This is a genomic window from Hymenobacter ginkgonis, from assembly GCF_009755225.1.
Taxonomy (GTDB): Bacteria; Bacteroidota; Bacteroidia; order Cytophagales; family Hymenobacteraceae; genus Hymenobacter; species Hymenobacter ginkgonis.
Map to the genome: position 1 here is coordinate 327,024 of NZ_WQKZ01000003.1, position 26,941 is coordinate 353,964.

Genomic DNA, 26,941 nt, shown 5'->3' on the forward strand with positions numbered 1-26,941 from the left:
CCTGCTTCGGCAGGCTCAGCAGGACGTGCTTATTTTATTCTTTTAGTTAATTGCCCATGCCCACTCGTCCCCTTATTCTTATTTCCAACGACGACAGCCTTATCGCCCCCGGCATTGCGCACTTGGTGCGCTGCATGCAAGAGCTGCACGCCGAAATTGTGGTGGTGGCACCCGCCAGCCCGCAGTCGGGCATGGGCCACGCCATCACCATCGGCCACCCGCTGCGGCTCGATAAGTCCTCACTTTTTGGCCCCGAGGTGGAGGCCTACGCGTGCAGCGGCACCCCAGCCGACTGCATAAAAATCGCCAAGCACTATGTGCTCCAGGGCCGGCGGCCCGACCTCGTGGTGTCGGGCATCAACCACGGCTCCAACTCGTCGGTGAACGTGCTGTACTCGGGCACCATGTCGGCGGCCATTGAGGCGGCTATTGAGGGGCTGCCGGCCATTGGCTTTTCGCTGTGCGAATACGGCGACGGTGCCGATTTTTCGCACGTTGGCCCTTGGGTGCTCGAAGTGTGCCGCCAGGCGCTGGCCCACGGCATTCCGGCCGGCACCGCCCTCAACGTGAACATTCCGAAGCACGCCGCCGGCCCCATCCAGGGCATCCGGCTGGCACGCCAGGCCCGCGCCAAGTGGCAGGAAAGCTTCGAGCAGCGCCACGACCCCTACAAGCGCCCCTACTACTGGTTATTAGGCGAATTTGTGAACCAAGACCGCGGCCTCGACACCGACGAGGCGGCTCTGGCCGCCGGCTACGTATCAGTGGTGCCCTGCCAGTTCGACCTCACCAGCTACACCGGCCTCGCCGAAATGGCCGACGCCTGGCAGCTGGCCCTACCCCCCGCTGGGCCCGCCAGCACGCCTCCCCAGCCCGTGGCCAGCGAAGACTACGGCCCCGCCGCGCAGTAGTACATACTGTAACGAACGCCTAACTTATAAGTAGCCCTGTTCTTGAATCAAAAAATCGGCTGCCCTGCGGAGCTGGGCGAAGCATCTCTCCCATACCGTTCGGGAGAGATGCTTCGCCCAGCTCCGCAGGGCAGCCGATTTTTCTAATGTTTCCGCTTATTCGGGTTGTAGACTGTGGGCTTACCTCCCTACTGCCCGCACCACTTTGGGGCCCTGCGTAGACTGCGCGGTGCGCAGCACCCGCAGGGGCAGCAGCTGTGGCGAGCCGGGGCAGCGGCCCACCGCCGCATGGCGATGCCGGCGGTGCGCGCTGTGCCCGGCCGGCGGCAAAAGCAGCGCCAGCAGCAGCAAACCCACGAGCAAAAGCGGCAATTTCATACGAGCTACACTTAGCTCTTCAAGTTCGCCATACGTTGGTGAAGCCCCTGTGAATAGCAATGAGTAGGTGCGAGTTAGGCCCGCAGGCAGGGGTAGGAGCGCCGCGGTAGTTAGTCGCTGCTCAGCCAGCCTTTGCGCCAGAAATAGTACACCTGCCCGGCCACAATGGCGGTAAGTACAACCAGCAAAATGGGGTAGCCAAACGGCGAGTACAGCTCGGGCATATTGAGCGGCAGCAGGTGGCCGTGGCTATCCTCGTGCTGAAAGTTCATGCCGTAGAGGCCCACCACAAAGCTCAAGGGAATGAAAATAGAGCTGATGATGGTCAGCACTTTCATCACCTCGTTCATGCGGTTGCTTTGGTCGGAGAGGAAGAGGTCGGCCAAGGACGAGATGTTGTCGCGGTAGCTCTCGGCCAGGTCCAGGGCCTGAATGGCGTGGTCGTAGGCATCGCGGTAATACGCCTTCAAATCCTCGGGCACTACCTCGTCGGGCAGGCGCAGAATTTCCGACATCTTATCGCGCTCGGGGTACACCAGCCGGCGAAAGCGCACCACGTCTTTTTTGATGCGCAGGATGCGATTGAGCAGCCGCCGCTCGTGGCTGGTGTCAAAAATGCGTTCCTCCAGCTCCTCGATGTAATCGCCGATGGCGGCCATGGTGGGGTAGTAGTGGTCGAGCACTACATCGGTGAGGGCGTAGGCCAGGTAGCCGCTACTCTTGCGCCGCAGCTGGCTAAAATTGCCCCGGAAACGGTTGCGCAGCACATCCAGGCAATCCTCGTAGTCGTCCTGAAACGTGAGCACGTAGTTAGGGCCCGTGAAGATGGACAGCTGGTCATCGTTGATGGTCAGGTCGGGGGTAAACTCCGTCATGCGCGACACCAAAAACAGCCGGTTATCGTCAAACACCTCCACTTTCGCGCGTTGGTAGTCGCCGAGCACGTCCTCCATTTGCAGTGGGTGCAGGCCAAACTCCTCCATGAGGCGCTCCATCAGGGGCAGGTCGCCGTAGCCGCGCACGTCAATCCAGTGCTTCTGCTCGGGGTGGTCGCGCAGGTAGGCCACCAAGTCGTCGAAGCGGTCAGTGTACTCGGTTTCGGAGTAGGTCTCGTCGGTGTAGGAGAGCAGCAGCATACGCGGCTTCAGGGCGTCGGGGCGCACATTGAGCGTGCCGGGGCGCTGGCCAACCTCCTGGTAGCGGGCCTGCCGGCGGGCCTCCCGCTCGGCCGAAAAAGGGGGGGTAGTCAGGGTTTCCACTGGGTCGGTAGTGGGGGAAATGGGTGGCAGGGGTGGGGCAGCGGCGCGGGGTAGGGCAGGGGCTGGGTTCATAAAGCGTTCATAAACAGCAGGCAGAGCAACTAAAACAGCTGCAAGGTGCGCCTCAAAACTGAAATGCGGCGGGCTGCTGCCGTACTTTGCCCGGCATCCACTGTCTAGAGCCTTCCCTGTTTTGCTACCTACCGCCCTGCTGGGCTGGGCCGTATACGTGGCCGAGGCCGCACCCGGCCAGCCGCCGGCCGGCCCGCGCCGGCCGCTGGCTTTTGCCCCTTTTCTCTACCTCGAGCCCGCCCACCAGGTCTTGCAGTCGCAGCCGGGGGTAGTGCTCAGCTTTTACTTGGAAGAAGAGGCCACCGGCCAAAGCGTGGCCCAGTTTTTTGTGGTACCCGATGGGGCCGGGCCGGGCCAGGCTAGCTCGCCGGGCCAAGCACCGTTTGGGGGCGTGCAGCTGGCGGCCGGCGTGCCGGCCACTGCCCTGCACCACCTGCTGGCGGTGGCCGAAGCCACGCTGCGCCAGCACGGCCAGCGCCAGCTGCTGGTGCGCGGCTACCCCGCCTGCTACGACCCCGCCGGAGTGGCCCTCTTGGCTGAGGTGCTCGGCCAGCGTCACTACATCACCACGCTGGCCGAAGAAAACTACTACCTCGACCCCACCCGCGACTACGTAGCCCACTTGCACCCCAGCGAGCGCCGCCGCCTGCGCCGCTGCCACCAGCTTGGCCTAGTGCCCGAGCAAGAGCCGCCCCTCATCCTGCCCTGGGCCTACGACTTCATCGCCGCCTGCCGGCACGAGCGGGGGCAGCAACTGTCGCTGCCGCTGCCGCGCGTGCAGGAATTATTCCGGGCTTTTCCGCGGCAGCACTTGCTGTTTTCGGTGCGTAAGCCAAGTGGCGAGTGGGCAGCCCTTACCATTGCCATTCAGGTAAGCGAGCAGGTGCTGTATAACTTTTACCCCGCCAGCCAGCTGGCCGACAACCACCTCAGCCCCGCCGTGCTGCTGCACGAAAGCTTGCACACCTACGCCCGCGCCTCGGGCCTGGCCGTGGTTGACTTGGGCACTTCTACACTGCCTGCCGGCCCCGGCCAACTCGTTGGCCAACCCAACGAGTCGCTCCTGCGCTTCAAGCGCCACCTCGGGGGGGTAGGGAACACTAAACTCAGCTGGCAGAAAGACTTAGGATAAGTGTATACTCATTTAGTGAACCTGTTTTCATAGGTTACTCATTTGTAAAAACAGGTTTGACGGCTTGATTTGAGCTGACACCAGCGGGTAAAAACCAACGCTTTCCCCCTTCCTATCGTGGCTCAGCGGCATTGGCTGGCCTACCCCGACCTTTGCCGCATGGCTACCTCTACTCGCTCCATTTGGCAAGGCTTTGTGCGCGGCTCGCTGGGCACGGGGGTGGCCGTAGTGGCGCGGGCAGCCGGCACGCTGGTGCTTAACAAGCTGGTGGCCGTGTACGGAGGGCCCGGCGGCCTCACGCAGCTGGCCCAGTTCCAAAATTTAATGGCCCTGTTTGGCGCGCTGCCCGCCGATGGCGTGCAGGTGGGCGCTACGGCGCGCCTGGCCCCGCTGCGGCCCGGTTCAGGCCGCTACCGGGCTTGGCTGGGCGCCGCGGGCGTGCTCACGGCGGCCACGGTGGCGGCTGCCGGTGCCGTGCTGCTCGTGACTGGCGGCGCGGCCTGGCCCCCTGGCCGGTCGCTGGTTTTCACGCTCGGCCTATTGCTGGTGGCCGCTCAGGCACTGGTGAGCGCCGCGCTATTGGCGGCCGGGCGCCGCCGCGCCTACGTGGCCCAGGCGGTAGTGCTGAGCCTGTTGGGTACGGGGGCAGCGGCCGGGGCGCTGGCCGCGGGCTGGGCCTTGCCGCAGGTGCTGTTGGCCTACCTGGCCGGGCAGGTGCTGGCGTTGCCGCCGGGGGTAGTGGCGGCGCGGCGGGCGGGGCTGCTGCGCGGGCTGCGCTTGGGGCCGCACAGCCCCGCGGCCATACGCGGCTTACTACGCTTTCTGCTGATGGCGGCGGGCTCATTGCTATTTGGGCGGGCTGTTGACTACGCCGTGCGGGCAGTTATCATGGCGCAGTTTGCGCCCGCCCGCACCGATTTATGGCAGGCGGTAGCCAAGCTCTCCGATAATTATACGCTGGTGGTGGGCGCCTTGCTCAGCACCGTTTTCTACCCGCGGCTGGCGGCGCTGGCGGCCGCGCCGGCCCAGGCCCAGGGCTACTTGCGGGCCGTGCTGGGCTTGCTGGCTGGTGGGCTGGCGCTGGGCCTGGGGGTAGTGTACGCGCTGCGCGATACGCTGCTGCCCCTGCTATTTGCGCCGCGCCTGCTGGCCGCCCGCGAGCTGCTGGCTCCGCAGCTGCTCGGCGACTGGGCCAAGTTTCTAACCTGGGTTTTTCTGTACCAGCTGCTGGCCCGCGCCCGGCCGCTGCCCTACCTGGCGGTGCAGGCGGCTTCGGCGGCGCTCTATGCAGGGCTGCTGGCCGGGCTGCTGCCCTCGCACGGGTTGGAGGGGGTATTGCTGGCGCACGCCGCCCGCTATGGGCTACTGCTACTGGCTTGCGGGCTTATTCACATTTGGAGATAGTATACTCTTTTGTTAAAAATGCAAATGGGTAATACATAGGCAACACATAACGAGCTTATTACTTTTATAAATCAAGCTAGTAGCCTGCTATGATTTCGCCGCTTGTTACCATTGTAGCGCTGTGCCACAACCATGCGCCTTACCTGCGCGAGGCGCTAGATTCTATCCTGGCGCAGGACTATGCGCCGCTGGAAGTGTGGCTGGTTGACAACGGCAGCCACGACGAGAGCCCGGCCATTTTGCAGGAGTATGCCCAGCAGCACCCCAGCTGGTACCTGCTGCTGCTGCCCGAAAACGTGGGCAACTGCCGGGCATTCAACCAAGCTTTTTTTCGGAGCCAAGGTGAGTTTGTAGTGGACTTTGCCACCGACGACGTGCTGCTGCCCCAGCGCATAAGCCAGCAGGTGGCGCTGTTTCAAAGCCTACCCCCCGACTACGGTATGGTGTATTCTAACTGCGAATTGCTGACCGAGGCCGGCCAGCCGTTGGGGCTGCACCACCAGCCCGATGGCCATGGCGGCTTGGTGCCTCGCCCCGCCAGCGGCTGGGTATTTGCAGAAGTACTGGGGCGTTTTTTTATCAGCACGCCCACCATGCTCATGCGCCGGGCCACGCTGCTGGCCCTGGGTGGCTACGACGAAACGCTGAGCTACGAAGACTTCGACTTCTGGGTGCGGGCCAGCCGTGACTGGCGCTTTCAGTACCAGGATGCCGTGACGACTCGCAAGCGCAAGCACCTGCGCAGCATGAGCGCCCAGGTAACCCGCGCCCACGACCCCTACCTGGCCTCCACGGTGCGGGTATGCGCCAAGGCGCTGGCGCTGTGCCGCACGCCCACCGAGCGCCAAGTGCTGGCCGCCCGCTTGCGCTACGAGCTGCGCCATGCGCTGCGCCGCCGGCAGCTAGCCGCGGCCCGCGAGGTGGCCGGGCTGCTGCGCCAGGTAGCCCGGCGCGGGCCTGTAGACTATGCGCTGACGCTACTGGCCTACCTCCCCTTGGGGCGCTAACCTATCTTCAAAACAAGCCGGCTACTCGTGGATGTAGTCGGCCGCATCGTACGCCTGCGAGGCCAGGCACAGCAGCACCGCGCCGGGCCCAAAGTGCAGCTCGGGCCAGCAGTGGGGCGGTAGGTATAGGGCTTGGTCGGGGTGGTCGAGCCGAAAATGCTGCATCTCGGCCTGGCCTTCTACCCGAATATGCAGGTCGACTACGCCGTGCACGGCCACCAGCAATTGTTCGAGGGTATGGTGGGCGTGGCGCCCCCGCACCCGGTCGGTTGGCACCTGCACTACCCAGTACACCCGCTTCACCGCAAAGGGCAGGTGAGGGCTTTCGGCTACGGCCAGCCAGCCGCTATCGGCCGAGCCGTGGAGGGGTAGCGAAAGTAAATAAGGCTGGGTCATGCGGGTAAAATGGCCCGCAAAGGTAGGCTAGTACGGGGGAGTGCCCGCCGAGCTTTTCTGATACCGGGGTGCGGCCGTGCACGCCTGCCTGTGGGGCTGTTACTCAAAAAGCGGCTGCTGAACGTGTTTCGCTTAGGGCAGCTTTTCTATTTCCACGCGGCGATTGCGCGGGTCGGGCGAGGGGTATAGGGGTCGGGTATCGCCGTAGCCGCTGGTTTGGATGCGGTCGGCGGCCACGCCGGCTTTGGTGAGGTAGGCTTTCACGGCTTCGGCCCGTTGCTCCGACAGCACTTGGTTTTTGCCGGGCTCGCCAATGCGGTCGGTGTGGCCCGCAATGCGCAAGCGCAGCGCCGGGTTGGCCAGCAGGTCGGCCGCTAGTTGCTTAAGCGCGGGCCCACCCGTGGGCAGCAGCTCGGCCGTGCCCAATTGAAACAGCACGGTAGGCAGCACCACCGGGGCCGGAGCCGGAGTGGGCGCCGGCGGGGTTGCAGCCAGCGAGTCGGCCGGTGCAGGGGGGGTAGGAGTAGGGGCAGGAGCAGCGGGCGCCGACGGAGCCTTGGGCGTGGGGCGGGGGGTAGGGGCTGCCTTGGCCGTGCCCGCCACCTGAATGGTGATGGGCACCGCTGGGCTGTCGGCGGTGGGGTAGTAGCCCTGCGTGAGGTAGAAGGTGGTGGTTTTGGTGAGCTTGGTGCGGTAGCTGTTGCCGGTGGCGAGGGGCTGCTTGCGCTCGGGGTCGGCAAACCAGCGCACGTCGCGGCCCGATACGCGCAAGGTGCTGAGCGCACCCGCCGGCACGCTGGCCGCCGACTTCAGCTTGATGCGGTAAAACGTGAACGTGCCCGTATCGCAGTCGCCCTGCGGCAGGTAGGTAGCTACGCCGGTCAGCTTCTCTAGCGTGGCATCGTAGGTGAAGGTGATGGAGCCGTAGCACCAGTAGCTGAAGGGCGAGCGCCGGGTTTCGTCCAGCTTGCGCACGTGCTCAAGCCGTAGGCCGGGGCCGCTGCGGGTGCCTTGCACCTGGAAGGTAACAGTCGTTTCGGGCTCGCTGCCCACTTCCTGGTACAGCACGCCAAACAACAATTCGCCCCGGCCGGGCTGCAAGCGCAGCATAGACGGCCAGATGCCGTCTTCGCCCGTTTTCGTTTCGACGCCCTGCCACGCCCCCGCCAGCGACTGGGCCCGCCCTGGCCCTGCCAGTAGCCAGGCCAGCCCGCCGGCGCCCCAAAACCAAAAGCTGCCTTTCATAAAGCCAAAATACGATGCCGCAAACAAGTGTTAATTAGCCGCGCCGAAGTAGCCGCCCTATTTTTGGGCGGCCCCAGCTGGCTGGGCCTGCTTGATTTTTTCGGCTACCTCCACCATAGGCGCCACCCAAATGCGCTGCTCATTAGCCTGGAGGTAGCGCAGCAACTGGCGGTGCGCCGGCAGGCTCACGTTGAGGCTGTGGCCGCCGCCTACGCCGTGAAACAGGAACACCAGCAGCGTATGCGACTGCTCGGCTTGCTTCACGAGGTTTACCAGGTAGGTGCCATCCTGGCCATTTATGGCGTAGCACTGCACGTTGCTGAGGTCTACCTGCGCCGCTGTTTGGAGGCCGGGCATGACGCCGCGCGCCGCCACAAAATCGGGCTTCAGCTGGTCGTAGAAGTATACGCCGCCAATCTGCCGGTCGCCGCAGGGGTAGGCAAACGTGCGCGTGGCCTTGCCGTCGATAGCCGCCAGCAGCGTGTTATTGGCCCTGATTTCGCTCACCGCCCGGTTCACGGTGTACTTGCTCAGGTCATTGTCGGGCGTCACGAAGCCGCGGCCCGGCAAGCTGCCGTCGCAGGGATGAAACATGGCGTGGTTGCCCAACTCGTGCCCGCGCTGGGCAGCGCGGCGCCACTCGGGCAGCCGGCGCGCCACCACCGGCGACGAGCCAATGAGATAGAACGTGCCGCGCAGCCGGGCCGAGTCCAGGGCCGGCACCACGCGGTCGAGGTCAGCATCGATAGCGTCGTCATACGTCAGCACTACGGCGCACTGCTTGTTATTCCACACGCTGAGGCCCTGGGCCTGGCTAGCCAGGGGCCCCGCCAAACCCAGCGCGGCGAGCCAAGAAACAAGAAGGATTTTAGTTTTCAAAACGAAGAAAGTTAAACTTGACGGGCTAGTCGGCTAGCCCAGATACGCCATGTCGTCGGTGCTCAGCTGAATGCTGGCGGCCTGCAAATTTTCCTGCAAATGCACCAGCGACGACGTGCCCGGTATCGGCAGCAGCAGGGGCGACTTGTGCAGCAGCCAGGCAATATTCAGCTGTGCCTCCGACACGCCGCGCTGCTTGGCCAGCGTGACTAGCTTGTCGCCGGCGTTGGGCAGGCCGTGCACCAGCGAGAAAAACGGCACCAGTGGAATGCCGTGCTGCTCGCACAAAGCCAGCACTTCTTCGCCGCCGCGGGTTTCGCCGTGGGCGTCGCGCAGGGTAGTGCGTTGGGCGTAGCCATACATATTCTCCACGGTAGCGATTTCGCCCATCGCCAGGCCAGTTTCCAGCTCCTCGCGGCTCACGTTGCTTAGGCCCACGTGCTGGATTTTGCCTTCCTTTTGCAGCTCAAACATGGCCCCTAGCTGCTCGGCCAGCGGCACCGGGCCCGGGCCCATCAGGCGCAAGTGCACCAGCTGCACCTGCTCTTGCTTGAGGGTGCGCAGGTTATTTTCAATGCTGGTGCGCAAGTTGGCGGGCGTGTTAAAGGGCACCCAGCTTTTATCGGGCCGGCGGGTGGCACCCACTTTGGTGCAGATAACCAGGTCTTTCGAGTACGGATGCAACGCCTCCACAATCAGGCGGTTGGTGATGTCTTCGCCGTAATAGTCGGCGGTGTCAATAAAGTTGACGCCCTGGGCCACGGCGGTTTTTAGAATTTCTAGGGCTTGCGGCCGGTCGGCGGGCTCGCCCCAAATGCCGGGGCCGGTGAGGCGCATGGTGCCGTAGCCGAGGCGCGAAACGGTGAGGGGGTGGGCAGAGTGCGGGGCAATGGTGAGGTTCATGAACGTAGGTTGGGGGATGAGTACCCTAAACAAATTTGCCGAGAAATTTCCTTCGCGCGGCGGCAAGGTAAGGCTGGGCCGTAGCCAGCACCCAAGCCAGGGCGTGCGCCGGGCGGCCACTTGCCTCTAACGCAACCGCCGGCTGTGTCGGCGAACGCTCGGGGAAATAAAATTAGAAAAAGCTTGCTAGGTAAGTAGTTGACTTAGAAAGTAATGTACTGCTGCTAATCGCAATCGTTTGTGATAGTTTGCAGTGGCGAAGGCATAAGTGGAAGCTCCGCCAGCCGCGCTAACTTGCCCCTCCTTACGCCCTGCGCTATGCTGCTACCAAGCCTCCCTACCCCCCTTTGCTAGCACCTCCCTACCCCTGGCTGCCAAGACTAGCGTGCGCGTTGGTGCTGCTCGGGCTGGCTAGCCTGGGCGCCCGCGCCCAGCAGCTGGCCACGCTCACCGTGGCCTTGCCGCGCCCAACCGGCAGCCTGGCCGTTCCGGTGAGCACCAGCCTCGATGCGCTCACGCTGCTGCCCGATTCGGCCGTGCGGCTGGTAGAGGTGCGCGGCAAAACCCGCACGGTAGTGCCCACCCAAATCGAGCACGGCCGCGAGCGGGTGCTGCACTGGCTGGCGGCCGCCAGTACTACGCCCGCTACCCACACCTACGAGCTGCGGCTGGGCCCGCCGCCGCGCCCTACCCCCCCGCCCATGCAAGTGGCCGACGAGCAGGGCGCGCTGCTCGTGCGCGCCGGCGCGCGCCCACTGCTGCGCTACAACTACCGCACGGTATACCCGCCGGCGGGTATCGACACAGCATTTAAGCGCAGCGGGTTCATTCACCCGCTGTGGTCGCCCCACGGCCAAGAGCTTACGCGCATACAGGCGCCCGACCACTACCACCATTTCGGCCTTTGGAACCCCTGGACGCATGTTTTATTTGAAGGCGATACGGTAGACTTTTGGAACATCGGCGACCACAAGGGCACCGTGCGCTTTGCCAACGTGCTGGCTACCACCAGCGGCGCGGTGTATGGCGAATACCAAGTGCTGCAAAACCACGTCGCTTTTCCCAAAGGCCGCCCCGAAAGAACTGCCCTCCACGAAGTGCAAACGGTGCGCGTGTACCAGCCCGCGGGCCCCGATAGCTACCTGGCCGACCTCACCATTCAACTCAACTGTGCCACGGCCAGCCCCGTGCAGCTGCTGGCTTACCGCTACGGCGGCCTGGGCTGGCGCGCCACCGCGCAGTGGAACAAGCAAAACAGCGAGGTGCTGACCTCGGCCGGCAAAACCCGCCACGATGCCGATGGCACCACTGCGCGCTGGTGCGTGGTGCAGGGCCAGCTCGGCCCGGCCGACTACGGGGGGGTAGTACTGCTCTCGTATCCTACCAACTACAACCATCCCGAGCCCCTGCGCATTTGGCCCGAGGACCAAAACGGCCGCGGCGACGTTTTTGCCAGTTTTTCGCCCACCAAAACCAAGGCCTGGCCGCTCGCCCCTGGCCAAACCTACGCCCTCCACTACCGCCTGCTCGTCTTCAATGGCCACTGCACCAAAGCGCAAGCCGAAAGCGCCTGGTACTACTTTGCCCACCCGCCGCGCGTGCTAGTTAACCGGCAGTAAAACAAGCCAGGTATGGTGATAAGAAAGAGTGGCGACGCCCTCTCTTGCCTCGCGGTGTACTGACTGCCAACGTAGTACCTACTCAAATTCCCACCCCAATTGCCTTGCCATGAACCTTGCCTCTGCCGCCTTAGCTGCCCTGGTGGCGACTAGCCTCGCCCTACCCTCCGATTCGCTGCCCTCGGCGGTGTACCACGCGCCGGCAACTGCCCGGCCCGGCCGCGGGCCCACGGCCCTACCCCTGCTGAAAGGCAGCACCCTCGACCTCCAGGAGCTGGAAATAATCACCGTTACGCTGCCGGCTGGCCAAGCCAACCGCCCCCCGCTGGCCGGGGCCGAAGCGCTGCTCATTGTGCAGGACGGCCAACTGGCCGCTACCCTCCATGACTCTACCAAAACGCTGGGCCCCGGCGGGGTGCTGCTGGCCATGGCCGGCGACCAGCCCGCGCTGCGCAATGCCACCGCCGCGTCCGTGCGTTATTGGCAACTGAGATTCCGCGCCGTGGATGGGGCCGATGCGCCACGGGGCCAAGCCGCGGGCGGCGCCTTCATGCGCGATTGGCCTGCCTTCCGGCTCACAAAAACCGACAAGGGCGAAACCCGGCCGGTATTCGACCGGCCCTCGTCTATGTTTCCGCGCTTCGATGTGCACGCCACCGTGCTTAATGCCGGCCGGGCCAGCCACCCGCCGCACACGCACCGCGCCGAGGAAATTATCCTCATGACCCAGGGCCGGGGCCAAATTTTGATTGACAAAACCGCCTACCCCGCCGCGGCTGGCGATGTGGTGCTGCTGCGCGCCAATGTGCCCCACGCCTTCACCAATACCAGCCAAGCCCCGGTGGGCTACTTTGCCATTCAGTGGCACAGCAAGGCCGAGTAGCAACGTCTCTTGAGTAAATTGGTGGGGGTAGGGCCGAGCGCTCCTCGCTGTGCCGCACCGCATTGAGATGGCCGCGTGAGGAAAATAACGCGCCGCGGTAGGGCGGGCTTATCGCCCGCTCGTCGGAGCTGGGTTAGGCTTTTGGGCTACCAGCCGAACGAGGCGCAGCGTTTCTTTGGTAAAATCGGCGGGGGCCAGCGGCTCCTCGTAGCGCACAATCTTCAGGCCGGCGCCCCCATACAGCTTGGGCAATTCATTGGTACGGAAAAACACGCGGTAATCGCCGTCCACTACTTGCAGGCGAGTAGTCGCGTCCATGTGGAAGGCTTCCAGCACTACCAGTCCACCGGGCTTGAGGGCCTGGGCCACGCGCGGTGCGTAGTCGCGCCCACCGGCATAGCTCAGCACAATGAGGTCCCATTTATTGGTGCCCCAGTCGTAGGTAGCCATATCGTGCACCTCTGTCGTGAGCTTGACTCCCATACTTTGCGCCCGGCGCTGCGCAAACGCCAAGGCCTTTTCCGCCACGTCCACGCCCGTTACCTGCCACCCCAGCTGGGCTAGGTAGAGGGCATTGCGCCCTTCCCCCATATCGGCATCGAGGACAGTGCCGGGGGGTAGCCCCCGCACCGTTTCCACAAGCAAGGCATTCGGGGCGGTGTTGAAGACCCTGGTGCGGGCCACCGAGTCGGTAAGCAGGTAGTTCCAGCGCTGGCGGGTGCGCTCGGCCATCTGGCGGGCGTAGGCCTCTTTTTCGGCCGGCGTGGCGTGGGCTGGCAGCACCGGCGCGGGCCCCAGCCCCGGAATGGGGGGTAGGCTCCGTTTGTCGGTCGGTGCTGGCTGCTGCGCATACCCCGGCGCTGCGGCGAGCAGGCTGGCCCCCGCCAGCAAATAAGCTCCCAACCTAATACCTGACAAAGCGAGGGGCATAGCAGCAAGGCGCGAAGTGTCGGAACTGCTACAAATTACTCATAAAGAAGGAGGTAACAAATAAAAAAATGTTGAACCCCCCTTTTTATTTTCAGCGATACCGCTAGCTTCAGCCAGCGGCTAAGCGGCTAACGAGGAGCTAGCCACGGCTAGCGCGGACTTAGTAACCGCCACCGCCAGGCCCGCGTTATGCTGCGCTAAACTTGCGGCAGGTTGAAAAGCCTACCCCCTGACGTGCTGCGTGCAGGCGGTAGAGTGCCTAGCGGGTGAGGCGGTATAGCATAAGTGCCGTGCGCTCAATCAGCAACGGAAATTCCTTCAAATTAATTGTTTCGCCGGGAGCGTGGGCCCCTTTACCCGGTGCGCCTAAGCCATCGAGGCAATCGAGGTACTGCGCCACGTAGGACACATCGCCGGCTCCGCGCGAGCCGGGGTCGCCGGCCACTACGGGCCCCAGGCCCAAGTCGCGGCTAGCTTGGTCGGCCAAGGCCGCTAGTTTCTGGTTGCCGGGGGTAGGGGCCATACCCGGGATGCCATCGGAAAACGTGATTTCGGCCCGGGTGCCAGGCAGGCTCTGGGCCACAATGGCGCGCATCTTGGCGCGGGCGCCCTCCTTTTGGGCTTCGGTCAAAAACCGCAGGTCGCCAGCCACGGCCGCGGTGGGCGCGATGATGTTGGTTTTGCCAGTCACTTCAGCGTGGGCTTTCCCCTCGTCGTAGTTTACCTCCGAGCCTCCCACGATAAGGCCAGGGTTAAACGTCAGGTACTGCTCCTGGCTCAGCGTCTCCCGAAAAGAATTCAGAATACGGGCGGCCTCGTAAATAGCCCCGTAGCCCACCGTAGGCTTGAAAATGGTGGAGGAGTGCGCCGCCGTGCCAAACGTTTTCAGCTGCCAATTGCTGCTGCCGCGCCGGGCCGTAGCTACCGTGTGCCGGTCGATGGCATTTTCGAAGGCCAGGGCCACCTGCGCTTCTTTGGCTTTGGCAATGAAGTCGGCGCGGGCTTCCGGGCCCTTGCCGCCGCGCTCCTCGTCGCCGGTGAAGTAAGCCGTGATGTTGGCGTCTTTAAGCAGGCCGTTGGCTTGCAGCGCCTGGAGCGCCGCTAGTATCACCACATCGCCGCCCTTCATGTCGTTTACGCCCTGGCCGGTAGCCGTCGAGTCGTTGAGCCGGGTGTACTTGGTAAACGGCATATCTAACTCAAACACCGTGTCGAGGTGCCCTATTAGAAAGAGTTTTTTACCCTTTTTGCCTTTGCGCTGGGCTACCAAGTGGCCGGCTCGCTGCATACTGGCGGGCATGGCCACCCATTCGGTTTTGAACCCCAACGCGTCAAACTCCTTCCGAAATACCGCACCCACTTCGCGCACGCCCGCCACGTTGAGCGTGCCGCTGTTGATGTTGACGACTTGCTCTAGCAGTCGCTCGGTCTGCGGCATATGCTGCTGCACCGAGGCCACAATCTTGCGCTCGGTAGGGGTGAGCTGCTGGGCCTGGGCGGCGTAGCAGCCAAGGAAAGCGGCGGCGAGTAAAAGATATTGCACTATTAAGTTAGCTTACTAAGGCTTGCCAATATACAGGCCTTCTTGACGCAATGCGCAGCATAAAAGGCAAAAGCGCTGCATGGGCAGCGAGAACACCGGTGCGGCAAGCTGAGCGCGGCCGCTATCTACAAACAGCCACGTCTGGTAGTGCCAGCCAAGTACCTGCTGCTAGGCTAGGGCTGCCTGCCTGAACTCGGCGGGCGTGAGGCCCGTCTTCTGCTTGAATAAGCGGCTGAAATAGGAAGGATTATCGAAGCCTAAGGAAAAAGCAACCTCGCGAATACTGTGGGTAGTACCCAAGAGTAGGCCCTTGGCTTTTTCGAGAAGTGCGTAGTGCAGATGCTGCTGCGCATTCTGTCCCGTGTGCGTGCGGAGCACATCGCCCAGGTAGGCGGGCGACACGTGCAGCGCCTCGGCAAAGTGCTGCACGGTGGGTAGGGGCTGCTCGGCGGCGTGGTCCAGGTAGGTGGTTAGCAGGGCTTCGAAGCGGCTGAGTAGGTCGGGGCCGTGGGCTGGCTCGGTGGGGAACTGCCGGTGGTAAGCCCGATTGGCGTATTGCAGCAACACAGCGAGCTGCGTGCTCAGCAATTGCTGGCTAAAGGTGTCGGCGGGCTGCTCGCTCTCCTGCCGCAAACCGGTCACGGCGTAGGTCAGGGCTTGTTCCTCGCTAGGCAATAAAGCCAGGGCTTGCTGCACACGGTAGGCAAAAAATGGATAGCTACCCGGAAACTGCCCCGCCGGACGGCGCGCCAGCAAGTCGGGGTGAAATACAACCATCCAACCCTGCGGCTTGGCCGGTGTGGGGACATCGCCCGGCGGGCAAAACTGCACGGGCTGGCCGGGCGCATAAAAGCCCAGCACGCCCTGCCGGTAGTCATATACCTGCTGCCCGTAGGGAAGTTGCCCATCGAAGTGCCGCTTCAATACGATGAGGTACAGGTGGCGCAACGCGGGTTTTGCCAAAAAATCGGGAGCTGGGTACTCGGCCAGGTCAATAACCGTCACCAGCGGATGTGTAGGCGGGGCAAAGCTATAATGTTGCGTAAAATCGGCTACCGTATCTAAGACGGTGAAGGGGACCGCGAGCGTTTTCATGCGGGCGTTAGGGGAGGGACGCGTAAGAAGCTATCCTTGTTAGTATAGACTACAAAAGCTTAAGCGGCTGGCATGCCAAACATGCCAGCCGCTTATAACAAGTCGCTTTTACGTATTACTGTTTGCGGAGCGAATCCAACTCCTGCATGTCTTGCGCGGTAAGTTGCAGGGAGGCCGCCCGCACGTTCTCTTCTAGGTGGGCAATACTACCAGTGCCCGGAATTGGGACGATGTTTGGCGCGTGGTGCAGCAGCCAGCTCAAGGCCACTTGCCGCGCCGGCACCTGGTGCCGCGCAGCTACCTGCTCCACGATAGTCATATCCTGCACCATACCCCCACCAATGGGAAACCACGGAATGAAGGCAATGCCCTGCTCGCGGCAATAATCCAGTACGGGCTCCGAAGCCCGGTCGAAGAGGCTGTACCGATTCTGCACCGAAACGACCGGAAAATGCTGCTGAGCCAGCTTGATATCCTCGACGCTCACTTCCGACAAGCCTAGGTGCCGCACCAAGCCCTTTTGCTGAGCATCGGCCAGGAAGGTGAACGTGCGTTCGGCGGGCACTCGCGGGTCGATGCGATGCAACTGGTAGAGGGCAATCTGCTCCAGCTTGAGGCGGCGCAAACTGCCGTGCAGGGCATCGTGTAGGTGCTGCGGCGTGCCATCAAGCAGTACCCCCTCGGGGGGCGGGCCAAAGCTAACGCACCCACCCTTAGTGCCTATCACCAGCTCAGCCGCGTAGGGGTGCAGGGCTTCCGCTATCAGTTCTTCCGAGATGAAGGGGCCGTACATGTCGGCTGTGTCGATGAAGGTGACGCCCAATTCTACTACCCGCCGCAGCAGCGCGAGCATGGCTGGCCGGTCGGCCGGTTGGCCCCAGGCGGGCTGCGCCATAATGCGCATCGCGCCAAAGCCGAGCCGGTTAATCGGCAAGTTGCCTCCCAAAGAAAAAGTGGTGTTTACCAACAATGTGTTGTCCATGAGTGAGATATAGAGAAGTATGACTCGTTGCCTAGGCAGGTATTTGCGAAGCACAAATTTCCAAGACCCGGTGGCGGGCCAAGCTATCCAAATTCCGGTTTGTATGCCACAAATTGTGGAACGGGCCAATTAGTGTCTGCGGCTAGCAGCGCCCCGAGGCCATACCTGTAAGTAGCGGCTTGCTCAGTCACCTTTCCTACCGCCGCGGGAGGGGGGTAGGCGCTAGCTCATAGCTCGGTACAAGTTATGAGTTCGGTTATACGCGCGTCGACTGTAGAGTCTTTAACGCTGAGGCCGTGGGAGATAGAAACAGGGCGAATTTTGCTTAGCAAAAAGTTTGTGTAATACAACTTGCTACAACAGCGATACACTCAATCGCCAACAAGATAGTACTGGCTGTACGGCGTCAAAGCTTGGTATTTTCGAGTTCAAGTTTGCGACACCTCGCAGTTAGCTACTATCTTAACCGGCTCCAAAGCCCGTTGTGTTCCACTCTTCACCTGCCACTTTTCCCATGAGTGACCTGCTTCAATTTGTAGCCAACTACGACGACCTATCCACAGACAAAGGCTATCAGTTCAAGTTCCACTGCGACAAGTGCCAGAATGGCTATATGTCGCGGTACCAGACCAGTACCATCGGGGTAGCCGGCAGCTTGCTGAGCGCGGCGGGCAGTTTGTTCGGCGGCTTTTTCAGCGAAGCCGGTAACGCTGCGTACCAGATGCAGCGGGCCGTAGGGGGTAAGGCCCACGACGAAGCCCTGGCCGTAGCCGTGCAGGAGGGTAAGCAGCACTTTAAGCAGTGCACCCGCTGCGGCCACTGGGTGTGCCCCGACGTGTGCTGGAACCACCAGGCCGGCCTGTGCGAAACCTGCGCGCCCGACGAAAAAGAGGAGCTAGCTGCCCAGCAGGCCCACGCCACCAGCGAGCAGATTTATACCAAAACCCGTGAGCAAGATTACACTAAAAACCTCGATTTCCTGAGCCGCGGCGGCATCGTGCAGTGCCCCAACTGCCACGCCAAACTCAATCCCGGCCAGAAATTCTGCGCTTCTTGTGGCACTGCGGTAGCCGCTGCTTCTGCCCAGGGAAGATTCTGCGCCAGCTGCGGCACCAGCCTCAAGGCCGACCAACGGTTTTGCAACGAGTGCGGCGCCAAGCAGTAGCACTGCGGCTAGACAAACCCCGAGTTCGGCAGCGCTACTAGCTACACCCAACCTCACTGTGGCCGGTACGGCGGCTTTCACTGAAAGTGGGCTAGTAAGCTGCACCCCAGCAGCACGCTAATGCTTCCTGATACCACATGCTGGGCATATGGAATTGGGTGGTCTTTGATGGGTGGTAGAACTTTGTGGGTTCTGGCGAATAGTTGCGTGTATTGCTGCTGCGTTTTTGCACTGGCCCCGAACAGGTAAGGCGGCCACTACGCATTCAAGTGCCTCAGTAAGTAGGCGCCCGACCCCAGCAGCCCCCACAACTTAAAAGCTGCCAAAGGCACCCAGAAGCCGTAGGAAATTAGCAGGAGCGACAAGTAATTAAGCACTAGTAGAAATCTCGGGGGGTAGGTGTTGGAGTTGCTACAAGAATAAATTATGGCCCCTGATTAGTAGCTAATTAAGACGCTATTATTTATTATTACAGGAACAACATACTCCCGCCAGCCATGCCTAACGTGGTAAATAGCACCCTGCCTAGTCAGGTGAGTCCTTCGGGGTTAGCCAAGCTGAGTATAGTAACGTTGCGGTGGGCCGGCCGGCTGTTAGTGGCGACGGTATGGGGCAGTGCGGGCCTTTTTGGGTTGTATATCCTGGCTTTTTACGCGGCTGCGTTGTTCGGTGGGCATATGCAGCAGTGGAACAAGATGTTGCCGGGCTTGTACACGCCAGGGTCTACGGCTAGTACGTCGGGCATCGGCCTGCACTTTGCGGCGGGCGGCGTCATTCTGCTACTGGGCAGCAGCCAGCTGCTCAGCGGCCTGCGCACGCGGTGGCCGGCTGTGCACCGCTGGGTAGGGCGCGTCTACGTGCTGGCTTCGGCGCTGGCGGCCATCGGGGGGCTACTCTTTATTGGGCTGCGTGGCACCATTGGCGGCCCGGTTATGAACGTCGGCTTCGCGCTCTACGGGCTGCTGACGCTGCTGGCCGCGGTCGAAACTTACCGCCACGCGGTGGCCGGCCGCTTGGCGCAGCACCGGGCCTGGTCGCTGCGGTTGTACGCCCTGGCCATTGGCTCGTGGCTCTACCGCATGGACTACGGCTTCTGGATTATGGCCACCGATGGCGCGGGGCACACCCACGGCTTCACCGGCCTCTTCGACCAAATCATGGCCTTTTTCTTTTACCTACCCAACCTGCTGGTGGTAGAAATCTACCTGCGCGCCCGGTCCCGCACCGTCGCGCCAGTCCTGAAGCTAGCCGCTGCCGGCACGCTGCTGCTGGCTACCGGGTTTCTGGGGCTAGGCACCTACTATTTCACTTTGTACTATTGGGGGCCGGCCATCCTGAAATGGCTGTCTTTTGTTTGATAAGTAGAGTAATACAGGCGGTATGGAAGGCTGTATAGCTTACTTATTGCACCAAGGATGCTGCTTCATCATCAGCAGCAAAACGGAAAGCCTCTCCAGCATCCTACGCGACTTGAAGCGGCACACGGCCAAAGAGGTGCTCCGCGCCATTGAAGAAAACGCGCAGGAAAGCCGCCGCGAGTGGATGCGCTGGCTACTTGAGTACGCCGGCCAGCGCAACGCCCACAATACCACCTATCAGTTCTGGCAGCAAAGCAGCCACCCCATCGAACTGCCTTCTACTGACCTGCGCCAGCAGCGGCTAGCCTACCTCCACCGCAACCCTGTTGTGGCCGGCTTGCTAGCTATGCCAGAAGACTTGCTGCATAGCAGCGCCCGCCCCAGTCTGTTAGAAGTCCTGCTGATTGACTAAGCCACCAGCATACCTCACTCGGCTACACTGGCACGAGTTTATGGGTTAAAATCAGTGCCAGCACTGATTTGAGATAAGGGATTAATAACTCATTTTGTGTCGTTAGCATTACTACCACAGGTTTAGCATACTGATTTTTCTCTTCAATATGAGTTACCGCTTTGTAGTCGACCTAGGCTGTGCAGTAACGATTTAAAGCCGTGCAGCGAAGGGCCGCCAGTAATTTTTCAACCTTTACCCTTCATGCCATGAAAACCCTGTTGCTGAGCATCGTTAGCTTATTTGCCAGTCACTTGGCTTCGGCCCAGCTGGCGCCCGCCGACGATAAGGCCATTCGGGCCGTAATTGCCCATTGGGACTCCAACCTGAACAATCACCACTTTCAGGACATGACCACCTACACCACCAAGGATGTCAATTGGATTGCCCCGGCGGGGGATAGCTTTCATGGCCAGCAGCAGGTGGTGCAGCGGCACCAGACGATTTTCGACCAGATATATAAAGGCGTGCCTTTAAAGTCTTCGAACGTGACCGTGCGGGCCATCACCCCGGAGGTAGCGGTGGTGAATGAGGAAATGGCCATCGGGGTTTCCTACCCCCCGGACGGGGTAAACCGGGGCACCAACAAAGTAGACCCGTGGCGGGCAATGTCCCTGATGGTATTGGTTAAAAACGGGGGCCACTGGCAAATTACATCTGCTGCGATAACTCCCATCAACGAAAAGATTATCAAGCAATCGCAGGCCATGGTATCCGCCAAAAAATAAGCGCTTGGCTGGCCAACTCTAGTCAAAAACGTAAGCTTGCTCGCTAACCAATTGGGCTTCCGAGCCTGATTAAGCTGCTGGCTTAATGCCTTCCTTGTCTTTAGTCAGCACCGGCTGCCGGGCTTTGCCCTTGGCCCGGCCTTTCTTGAACGTGATGGTCCAGATGCTGTCGTAGTCATCGTCGGGCCATTCCTGGGGTTCTTCGATGCCCAGGGCCGCGGCAATTTTCACAATGTTGTGATGCTCCCATACCAGCAGCACGGTGCCGCGGTGGTGCCGCAGTTCTTTCACGAGGCCTTTGATTTCGTCGGGGGCGTAGTCGCTATTGATGGTCAGGTTGTGTTGCACAGCGTAAGGCAGCACGGTTTGCATCATTCGCACCCGGGTGGTTTGGTCCTTATCGGTGCCGATGCAGGGCACGTAAGTGAAATGGGGCGGCCGGGGTAGTAATTTGTTGAGCACATCGGGCAAGGCCAGCGCCCGCTCGAAGCCTTTGGCGGAAAGGTTGTCGCCCTCGGTAGGCTTTTCGCCGTGCCGGATAATCACAATCTGGAGCAACGGGCCTTTGGGAACTGGCGGGGCTTTGGGGTGCACCGGGTTGAGATGATACAGCAGAAAGAGCTTGTGTCTATCTAATTCGGTGAAATGGTCTATCATAAGGCAAAGGCAGTGAACAACCGCTGGAATCAAGCACAGACTACCCAACCCGGCAACAACTTACCTGAACCATACTAGCTGGGTAGGTGCCGGGTTTCAAACGCGCGTTAGCCGTGCGCATTTAAATTCCACAGCAGCCACGCCGCAAACAACGTTTGCGCAGCCTGTTCCGCTAGCCTCGCCCACCGCCGCGTGTCACTAGCGCGAAAGTGGAGGTACAACCTCCACATTATAATTAGTCACGAGTTACGCTTCTCTAATCTCGCGCCAGTTTGAACTACTTGAATAGATTGAATTTAGTTTTTATATCAAAACTGTAATCGTCGTAATAGTCCTCAGATTCTCTTAGAAAGGTTGATATTTTTTCTTCTGGTATAGACTCGTATAATTTAGGTTGAATTCCCCAGAACTCAAGCCTGTACGTCAAAATGTCGCTTAATATTTTGCTTGGGTCTGTTGAGCTAGCAATAGATTTAGTCAAGCCTGTTGCCCAGTGACATGGGTAGTCCTTATGCATACTCACGATTATATGAGATTTACCTTGATATGGAAAACAGTTTAGTATGTTGGATGCTAAAGGTGTTGTTTTCGCCCTTCCATATTTATCCTCTTCATGAGTTAACGGATTGTTAGGGTCATAAATGGTGAGCGAGGCAGAGAAACATATTTTAAATTCATCAAAACTAATTTTATTATGAATGAATTTACTGGCTTTATTCCTTATTACTTCTCTTTCGAGTTCGCTTTTGAAGAATTTAAGGTCTTTAATACCTAATTTTATAGGTTCTGTATTTACATAATGAAGCTGTGTAGGTCGAAATTCCTTTAATGTCTTGTAAATAGCATCAAATATCTCAAGTTCAATTTCTTTGTTTCTAAGTTCTAAGCAAAGTGTTCTGTATGAAAATAAGGCTTGTACTATAGGGGAGTCAAGATTTATAGGATGAGTCTCTACTAACCTAAATATAGAATCATCATGTTGAGAGCAAAAGCCAGGAAATTTGTAGCCGTCATTGATACCAACCTTATCGACTATGAAATGCTTGCCCTCATTCATTTCAAAGAGATTTATTTTTTTAATAGCATAGAAATGGTTCGTTGAATCGGTAATATTACTAAGAATGCCTAAGCGTTGAAGGACATGACTACCTATTGCATTTTGAGTGCATCCTGGATAAAGACATATTCTGTCCTTCTTATAAATACTCGAACGGCGAGTTTCAAGTACTTTCTTTATCTGTATGTCAGCTTTCACAGTGAGTAAAGAATATGACTGATTAGAAACGGAAACGCACTATCATTTAGTAAGATAGTGCGTTTCCGTTTCTAAAATAGAATGCTACCTCTACATATTCCTTCTATACTGCCCGCCGACCTCAAACAGCGCGTTCGTAATCTGACCTAGGGAGCAGGTTTTCACCGTTTCCATTAGCTCGGCGAAGAGGTTGCCATTTTGCACGGCAATTTGCTGCAAGCGCTTCAGGGCGGCGGGGGTAGCGGCAGCGTTGCGGGCGTGCAGGGCTTCGAGCATCGTAATCTGGTACTGCTTTTCCTCCTCCGTGGCGCGGATAACTTCGGCCGGGATGACCGTGGGCGAGCCCTTGGACGAGAGGAAGGTATTGACGCCGATAATCGGGTATTCGCCGGTGTGTTTCAGCATCTCGTAGTGCAGGCTTTCCTCCTGGATTTTGCCGCGCTGGTACATGGTTTCCATCGCGCCGAGCACGCCGCCGCGCTCCGTGATGCGGTCAAATTCGAGCAACACCGCTTCCTCGACCAGGTCGGTCAGCTCCTCGATGATGAAGGCGCCTTGCAGCGGGTTTTCGTTTTTGGCTAGCCCCAGCTCGCGGTTGATGATGAGCTGAATGGCCATAGCGCGGCGCACACTCTCCTCGGTGGGGGTAGTGATGGCCTCGTCGTAGGCATTGGTATGCAGCGAGTTGCAGTTGTCGTAGATGGCGTAGAGCGCCTGCAACGTGGTGCGGATGTCGTTGAAATCGATTTCCTGGGCGTGCAGCGAGCGGCCCGAGGTCTGGATGTGGTACTTCAACATCTGGCTGCGGGCGTTGGCGCCGTACTTCAGCTTCATGGCCTTGGCCCAGATGCGGCGCGCCACCCGCCCAATCACGGCGTACTCGGGGTCGATGCCGTTGGAGAAGAAGAACGACAGGTTGGGCGCGAAGTCGTTGACGTTCATGCCCCGGCTCACGTAGTACTCTACGAAGGTGAAGCCGTTGGAGAGCGTGAGCGCCAGCTGGGTAATCGGGTTGGCGCCGGCCTCGGCAATGTGGTAGCCCGAGATGCTGACCGAGTAGAAGTTACGCACCTTCTCAGTGATGAAATACTCCTGCACGTCGCCCATCAGGCGCAGCGCAAACTCGGTGCTGAAAATGCAGGTGTTCTGCGCCTGGTCTTCCTTCAGAATGTCGGCTTGCACCGTGCCGCGCACCTGGGTGAGGGTAGTGGCCTTGATTTGCTGGTACACGTCGGTGGGCAGCACGTCTTCGCCAGTCACGCCGAGCAGCAGCAGACCTAGGCCGTTGTTGCCCTCGGGCAGCTCGCCTTGGTAGCGGGGGCGGGGCTGCTGCTTGGCGGCAAAAATGGCGTCGATTTTGGCATCCGCCTCGGCTTCGAGCCCATTTTGGTGAATGTACTTCTCGCAGTTCTGGTCGATGGCCGCGTTCATGAAAAACGCCGCCAGCGTGGCCGCCGGGCCGTTGATGGTCATGCTCACCGAGGTGGCGGGGTGCGAGAGGTCGAAGCCCGAGTAGAGCTTCTTGGCATCGTCGAGGCAGGCGATGCTGACGCCCGCGTTGCCGATTTTGCCGTAGATGTCGGGCCGGTGGTCAGGGTCTTCGCCGTAGAGCGTCACCGAGTCGAAGGCCGTGCTCAAGCGCTTGGCCGGCAAGCCCTTGCTCACGTAGTGGAAGCGCCGGTTGGTGCGCTCCGGCCCACCTTCGCCCGCAAACATGCGGGTCGGGTCTTCGCCCTCGCGCTTGAACGGAAACACGCCCGCCGTGTAGGGAAACTCGCCGGGGAAATTCTCCTGCATGGCCCAGCGCAGGCGGTCGCCCCAGCCGAGGTAGCGCGGCACGGCCACCTTCGGTATCGCATTGCCCGACAGCGACGTAGTGTGCGTCTTCACCCGGATTTCCTTGTCGCGCACCTTGTATACGTACTCGGGGTTGCGGTAGTTTTGGAGGGTAGTCTCCCAGTTTTCCAGAATGGCCTGGGCGTCGGCGTCGAGGCGGCGCAGCTGGGTTTGCACGTTTTTGGCAAAGTCCAGTCCAGCGGTTTCGGGGCTAGCCGGCGCATCTTGATAATGCTTGGCTAGAGTCGCAAACGAGCCCGCTACTTCGGCAATGGCCACCTGCTCGCTCACGCGCTTGTCGTAGGCGCGGTTCGTTTCGGCGATTTCGGAGAGGTAGCGCGTGCGGCTCGGCGGAATGATGTAGACCTTTTCCGACTGCTCGGCGCTGGTTTCGAGCTGCGAGGCGAACTGCGCGCCCGTCTTTTCCTCCAGCGTAGTGAGGATGGCCCGGTAGAGCCGGTTCATGCCGGGGTCGTTGAACTGCGAGGCGATGGTGCCGAACACCGGCATTTCCTCCAGCGGCGAATCCCAGCGCTGGTGGTTGCGCTGGTACTGCTTGCGCACGTCGCGAAGGGCGTCGAGGCCGCCGCGCTTGTCAAACTTGTTGAGCGCAATGACGTCGGCAAAGTCCAGCATGTCAATCTTTTCGAGCTGCGTGGCCGCGCCGTACTCGGGCGTCATCACGTAGAGGCTCACGTCGGAGTGCTCGATGATTTCGGTATCGCTCTGGCCGATGCCGCTGGTTTCCAGAATAATTAAGTCGAAGTCAGCGGCCTTCACCACGTCCACCGCGTCCTGCACGTAGCGGCTGAGCGCGAGGTTGCTCTGGCGCGTGGCCAGGCTACGCATGTACACCCGAGGCGAGTTGATGGCGTTCATCCGGATGCGGTCGCCGAGCAGCGCGCCACCGGTTTTGCGCTTGCTGGGGTCTACCGAAATGATGGCTAGGGTCTTGTCCGGGAAGTCGAGCAGAAAGCGCCGCACCAGCTCATCGACCAGCGACGACTTGCCCGCGCCACCCGTACCCGTGATGCCTAGGATGGGCGCACCCGGCGTTCTGCCGGGTGTCAACAGCTGCGAGCTGTCGCTTTCCTGCTGCTGAAACTCCGCCACCAACTGGCCCTTCACCCGCTCAAACTCCTCGGGGAAGTTTTCGGCCGCCGAAATCAAGCGGCCGATGCTGCGGGCGTCCTTCTCCTTTATATGCGAGACTTCGCCGTTCAACTGCTGGCCGGTGGGGTAGTCGCTCTCTTCCAGCAAGTGGTTAATCATCCCTTGCAAGCCCATCGAGCGGCCATCATCGGGCGAGTAGAGACGGGTAATGCCGTAGCCTTGCAGCTCCGCGATTTCGGAGGGTAGAATCACGCCGCCGCCGCCGCCGAAGATTTTGATGTGGCCCGCGCCGCGCTCCTTCAGCAGGTCAAACATGTATTTGAAGTACTCGTTGTGCCCGCCCTGGTAGCTGGTGATGGCAATGGCCTGAGCATCCTCCTGAATGGCGCAGTCCACAATTTCCTGCACCGAGCGGTTGTGCCCTAGGTGGATAACCTCGGCGCCGCTGCTCTGAATGATGCGGCGCATGATATTGATAGCCGCGTCGTGCCCATCAAACAGCGCGGCGGCCGTGACGATGCGAACGTGATTTTTAGGCTTGTAGGGGGCAACGGGGGTGGGATGCATGGGGAAGGGTAGGATACTTAATAAGGTCTTAAAGGTACGAACGAGGCTAAAATGTGAATTTTGTAGAACTGATTAATTATTCAAGTATTTTAATGTTTATAAAAAATTCATTGATATATGTTACCTGAACAGTAAGACTTAGCGCTGTTTGACTAAATGGTACCGTTTCCGTGTAAATAATTGAGTGTTCACTGTAAAAAATATAACTCAGGTATATCCAACTGCAGTACCTTGTTGTCAAGACATTACAATTGGTGTTTACATGCTTTAATCCTGCTCTACAGCCTTAACATAGATAAATTTATATTTGTAATTTACTTATATATTAACTGTAAGAAAAAATTGTAAAAGTTATATTTTGTTCCTGTCGAGCATTTTTATTTTTTTGTGATTTTATAGCACTACTTGGCTTTTTCTCCGTTAAATGCTTACTTTTGGTTCAGGAATAAAACCAGATAGATTTTAACTTAACCAACTTGTCATGAGCAAATACCGTACAGCCAGTAGGGTCGTAAGTCGTACAGATGAGGCCGTGAAGCGTAATTTCGACATTCTGTTTTCTTCTTTAGTACTCATCTTGCTCTTGAGCTGGCTGATTCCGCTGATTGCCATCATTATTAAGCTGGACTCTAAAGGACCAGTCTTTTTTAAGCAACTGCGCACGGGGAAGCACGGAAGACCTTTTTACTGCTTGAAGTTTCGTAGTATGGCTCCGAATACTGATTCAGACCACCGCCAAGCAACCCACAACGATAACCGGGTTACAAGAGTAGGTGCTTTTCTGCGCAAAACCAGTCTAGATGAATTACCTCAGTTCATTAATGTCTTGCTAGGTGAAATGTCAGTAGTTGGCCCACGGCCACACATGCTTAAGCATACTGAAGATTATTCGCAGGTAATAGACAATTTCATGGACCGCCACATTGTGATGCCTGGTATTACAGGCTGGGCTCAAGTGAGTGGTCATCGCGGCGAGACTACAGAAACTATGGCGATGGCTAACCGTGTAAAAGCGGACATTTGGTACATGGAAAACTGGACACTCTTGCTTGACTTGCAAATAGTGTTGCTAACAGTTAATTGCTTTAAAGGCCATGAAAAAGCTTATTAGTAATAATGTTTAGTCATCTTCTGATTTGAATAAACAAATACTCGAGATAATTAAAAAACTTT

Annotated in this window: 24 protein-coding genes; 11 read left to right on the plus strand and 13 right to left on the minus strand. The window is 59.5% G+C overall.

From position 1 onward, the window contains the following. The first annotated feature begins 56 nt into the window (after nt 1-56). On the plus strand, nt 57-911 hold the full coding sequence (surE, locus tag GO988_RS12835) for a 5'/3'-nucleotidase SurE (protein ID WP_157566038.1): 855 nt from the start codon (nt 57-59) through the stop codon (nt 909-911). Nucleotides 912-1,091: 180 nt separating this feature from the next. Here the strand turns inward: surE and GO988_RS12840 are convergent, their stop codons facing one another. Both GO988_RS12840 and corA read right to left on the minus strand, forming a co-directional pair. Further along, nucleotides 1,092-1,289, minus strand: coding sequence for a hypothetical protein (locus GO988_RS12840; protein WP_157566040.1), 198 nt, complete (start codon nt 1,287-1,289; stop codon nt 1,092-1,094). A 110-nt stretch (nt 1,290-1,399) separates the two neighbouring features. Beyond that, nucleotides 1,400-2,620: a magnesium/cobalt transporter CorA gene (gene corA, locus GO988_RS12845; protein ID WP_157566042.1), complete on the minus strand. Its 1,221-nt coding sequence runs from the start codon at nt 2,618-2,620 to the stop codon at nt 1,400-1,402. Between the two features lie 121 nt (nt 2,621-2,741). Between corA and GO988_RS12850 the strand changes: the two genes are divergently transcribed. The 3 genes from GO988_RS12850 (at nt 2,742) to GO988_RS12860 (ending at nt 6,163) form a co-directional block, all read left to right on the plus strand. Next, complete coding sequence (locus tag GO988_RS12850) at nt 2,742-3,752, plus strand: GNAT family N-acetyltransferase (RefSeq protein ID WP_157566044.1); 1,011 nt, start codon at nt 2,742-2,744, stop codon at nt 3,750-3,752. A gap of 159 nt (nt 3,753-3,911) precedes the next feature. Further along, the gene (locus GO988_RS12855) at nt 3,912-5,156 is read left to right on the plus strand and encodes an MATE family efflux transporter (protein ID WP_157566046.1); all 1,245 of its coding nucleotides are present in this window, start codon (nt 3,912-3,914) and stop codon (nt 5,154-5,156) included. An 89-nt stretch (nt 5,157-5,245) separates the two neighbouring features. Further along, nucleotides 5,246-6,163: a glycosyltransferase family A protein gene (locus GO988_RS12860; protein ID WP_157566048.1), complete on the plus strand. Its 918-nt coding sequence runs from the start codon at nt 5,246-5,248 to the stop codon at nt 6,161-6,163. Between the two features lie 21 nt (nt 6,164-6,184). Here GO988_RS12860 and GO988_RS12865 read toward each other — a convergent pair whose 3' ends face one another. From GO988_RS12865 to GO988_RS12880, 4 genes are all read right to left on the minus strand, one after another. Then, nucleotides 6,185-6,559 (minus strand): sugar 3,4-ketoisomerase, encoded by a 375-nt coding sequence (locus GO988_RS12865; RefSeq protein ID WP_157566049.1) that lies wholly within the window; start codon nt 6,557-6,559, stop codon nt 6,185-6,187. A gap of 132 nt (nt 6,560-6,691) precedes the next feature. After that, nucleotides 6,692-7,804 (minus strand): OmpA family protein, encoded by a 1,113-nt coding sequence (locus GO988_RS12870; protein WP_157566051.1) that lies wholly within the window; start codon nt 7,802-7,804, stop codon nt 6,692-6,694. A 57-nt stretch (nt 7,805-7,861) separates the two neighbouring features. Further along, nucleotides 7,862-8,683, minus strand: a complete 822-nt coding sequence (locus tag GO988_RS12875) for a polysaccharide deacetylase family protein (protein WP_232341507.1) — start codon at nt 8,681-8,683, stop codon at nt 7,862-7,864. Nucleotides 8,684-8,716: 33 nt separating this feature from the next. Continuing rightward, nucleotides 8,717-9,586: an aldo/keto reductase gene (locus GO988_RS12880; protein ID WP_157566053.1), complete on the minus strand. Its 870-nt coding sequence runs from the start codon at nt 9,584-9,586 to the stop codon at nt 8,717-8,719. A gap of 347 nt (nt 9,587-9,933) precedes the next feature. Between GO988_RS12880 and GO988_RS12885 the strand changes: the two genes are divergently transcribed. Beyond that, entirely contained in the window at nt 9,934-11,205 is a 1,272-nt protein-coding gene (locus GO988_RS12885) for a DUF6807 domain-containing protein (protein ID WP_232341508.1), read from the plus strand. Nucleotides 11,206-11,314: 109 nt separating this feature from the next. Next, a complete protein-coding gene (locus tag GO988_RS12890) occupies nt 11,315-12,088 on the plus strand; it encodes a cupin domain-containing protein (RefSeq protein WP_157566055.1) in 774 nt (257 codons plus the stop codon). A 108-nt stretch (nt 12,089-12,196) separates the two neighbouring features. Here GO988_RS12890 and GO988_RS12895 read toward each other — a convergent pair whose 3' ends face one another. From GO988_RS12895 to GO988_RS12910, 4 genes are all read right to left on the minus strand, one after another. Next, nucleotides 12,197-13,018 (minus strand): class I SAM-dependent methyltransferase, encoded by an 822-nt coding sequence (locus tag GO988_RS12895; protein ID WP_157566057.1) that lies wholly within the window; start codon nt 13,016-13,018, stop codon nt 12,197-12,199. A 259-nt stretch (nt 13,019-13,277) separates the two neighbouring features. Continuing rightward, nucleotides 13,278-14,561 (minus strand): M20/M25/M40 family metallo-hydrolase, encoded by a 1,284-nt coding sequence (locus GO988_RS12900; RefSeq protein WP_317164861.1) that lies wholly within the window; start codon nt 14,559-14,561, stop codon nt 13,278-13,280. Between the two features lie 168 nt (nt 14,562-14,729). Then, the gene (locus GO988_RS12905; protein ID WP_157566059.1) at nt 14,730-15,656 is read right to left on the minus strand and encodes a helix-turn-helix transcriptional regulator; all 927 of its coding nucleotides are present in this window, start codon (nt 15,654-15,656) and stop codon (nt 14,730-14,732) included. A 115-nt stretch (nt 15,657-15,771) separates the two neighbouring features. Further along, nucleotides 15,772-16,638 (minus strand): aldo/keto reductase, encoded by an 867-nt coding sequence (locus GO988_RS12910; protein WP_157566061.1) that lies wholly within the window; start codon nt 16,636-16,638, stop codon nt 15,772-15,774. 514 nt (nt 16,639-17,152) lie between these two features. Here GO988_RS12910 and GO988_RS12915 point away from each other — a divergent pair. From GO988_RS12915 to GO988_RS12930, 4 genes are all read left to right on the plus strand, one after another. Further along, a complete protein-coding gene (locus GO988_RS12915; protein ID WP_198172705.1) occupies nt 17,153-17,803 on the plus strand; it encodes a zinc ribbon domain-containing protein in 651 nt (216 codons plus the stop codon). 497 nt (nt 17,804-18,300) lie between these two features. Continuing rightward, the gene (locus GO988_RS12920; RefSeq protein ID WP_157566063.1) at nt 18,301-19,161 is read left to right on the plus strand and encodes a DUF2306 domain-containing protein; all 861 of its coding nucleotides are present in this window, start codon (nt 18,301-18,303) and stop codon (nt 19,159-19,161) included. A 22-nt stretch (nt 19,162-19,183) separates the two neighbouring features. Then, entirely contained in the window at nt 19,184-19,573 is a 390-nt protein-coding gene (locus GO988_RS12925) for a transposase (RefSeq protein ID WP_157566065.1), read from the plus strand. A 248-nt stretch (nt 19,574-19,821) separates the two neighbouring features. Further along, nucleotides 19,822-20,340 (plus strand): SgcJ/EcaC family oxidoreductase, encoded by a 519-nt coding sequence (locus tag GO988_RS12930; RefSeq protein WP_157566067.1) that lies wholly within the window; start codon nt 19,822-19,824, stop codon nt 20,338-20,340. A 69-nt stretch (nt 20,341-20,409) separates the two neighbouring features. Here the strand turns inward: GO988_RS12930 and GO988_RS12935 are convergent, their stop codons facing one another. The 3 genes from GO988_RS12935 to GO988_RS12945 all read right to left on the minus strand — a co-directional run bounded on the left by GO988_RS12935 (nt 20,410) and on the right by GO988_RS12945 (nt 25,768). Further along, nucleotides 20,410-20,997, minus strand: a complete 588-nt coding sequence (locus GO988_RS12935; RefSeq protein ID WP_232341509.1) for a histidine phosphatase family protein — start codon at nt 20,995-20,997, stop codon at nt 20,410-20,412. 277 nt (nt 20,998-21,274) lie between these two features. Continuing rightward, nucleotides 21,275-22,252, minus strand: coding sequence for a hypothetical protein (locus GO988_RS12940; protein WP_157566069.1), 978 nt, complete (start codon nt 22,250-22,252; stop codon nt 21,275-21,277). Between the two features lie 90 nt (nt 22,253-22,342). After that, on the minus strand, nt 22,343-25,768 hold the full coding sequence (locus tag GO988_RS12945) for a methylmalonyl-CoA mutase family protein (protein ID WP_157566072.1): 3,426 nt from the start codon (nt 25,766-25,768) through the stop codon (nt 22,343-22,345). Between the two features lie 481 nt (nt 25,769-26,249). Here GO988_RS12945 and GO988_RS12950 point away from each other — a divergent pair, with 481 nt between their 5' ends. Next, nucleotides 26,250-26,879, plus strand: coding sequence for an exopolysaccharide biosynthesis polyprenyl glycosylphosphotransferase (locus tag GO988_RS12950; RefSeq protein ID WP_157566080.1), 630 nt, complete (start codon nt 26,250-26,252; stop codon nt 26,877-26,879). Nucleotides 26,880-26,941 lie beyond the last annotated feature (62 nt).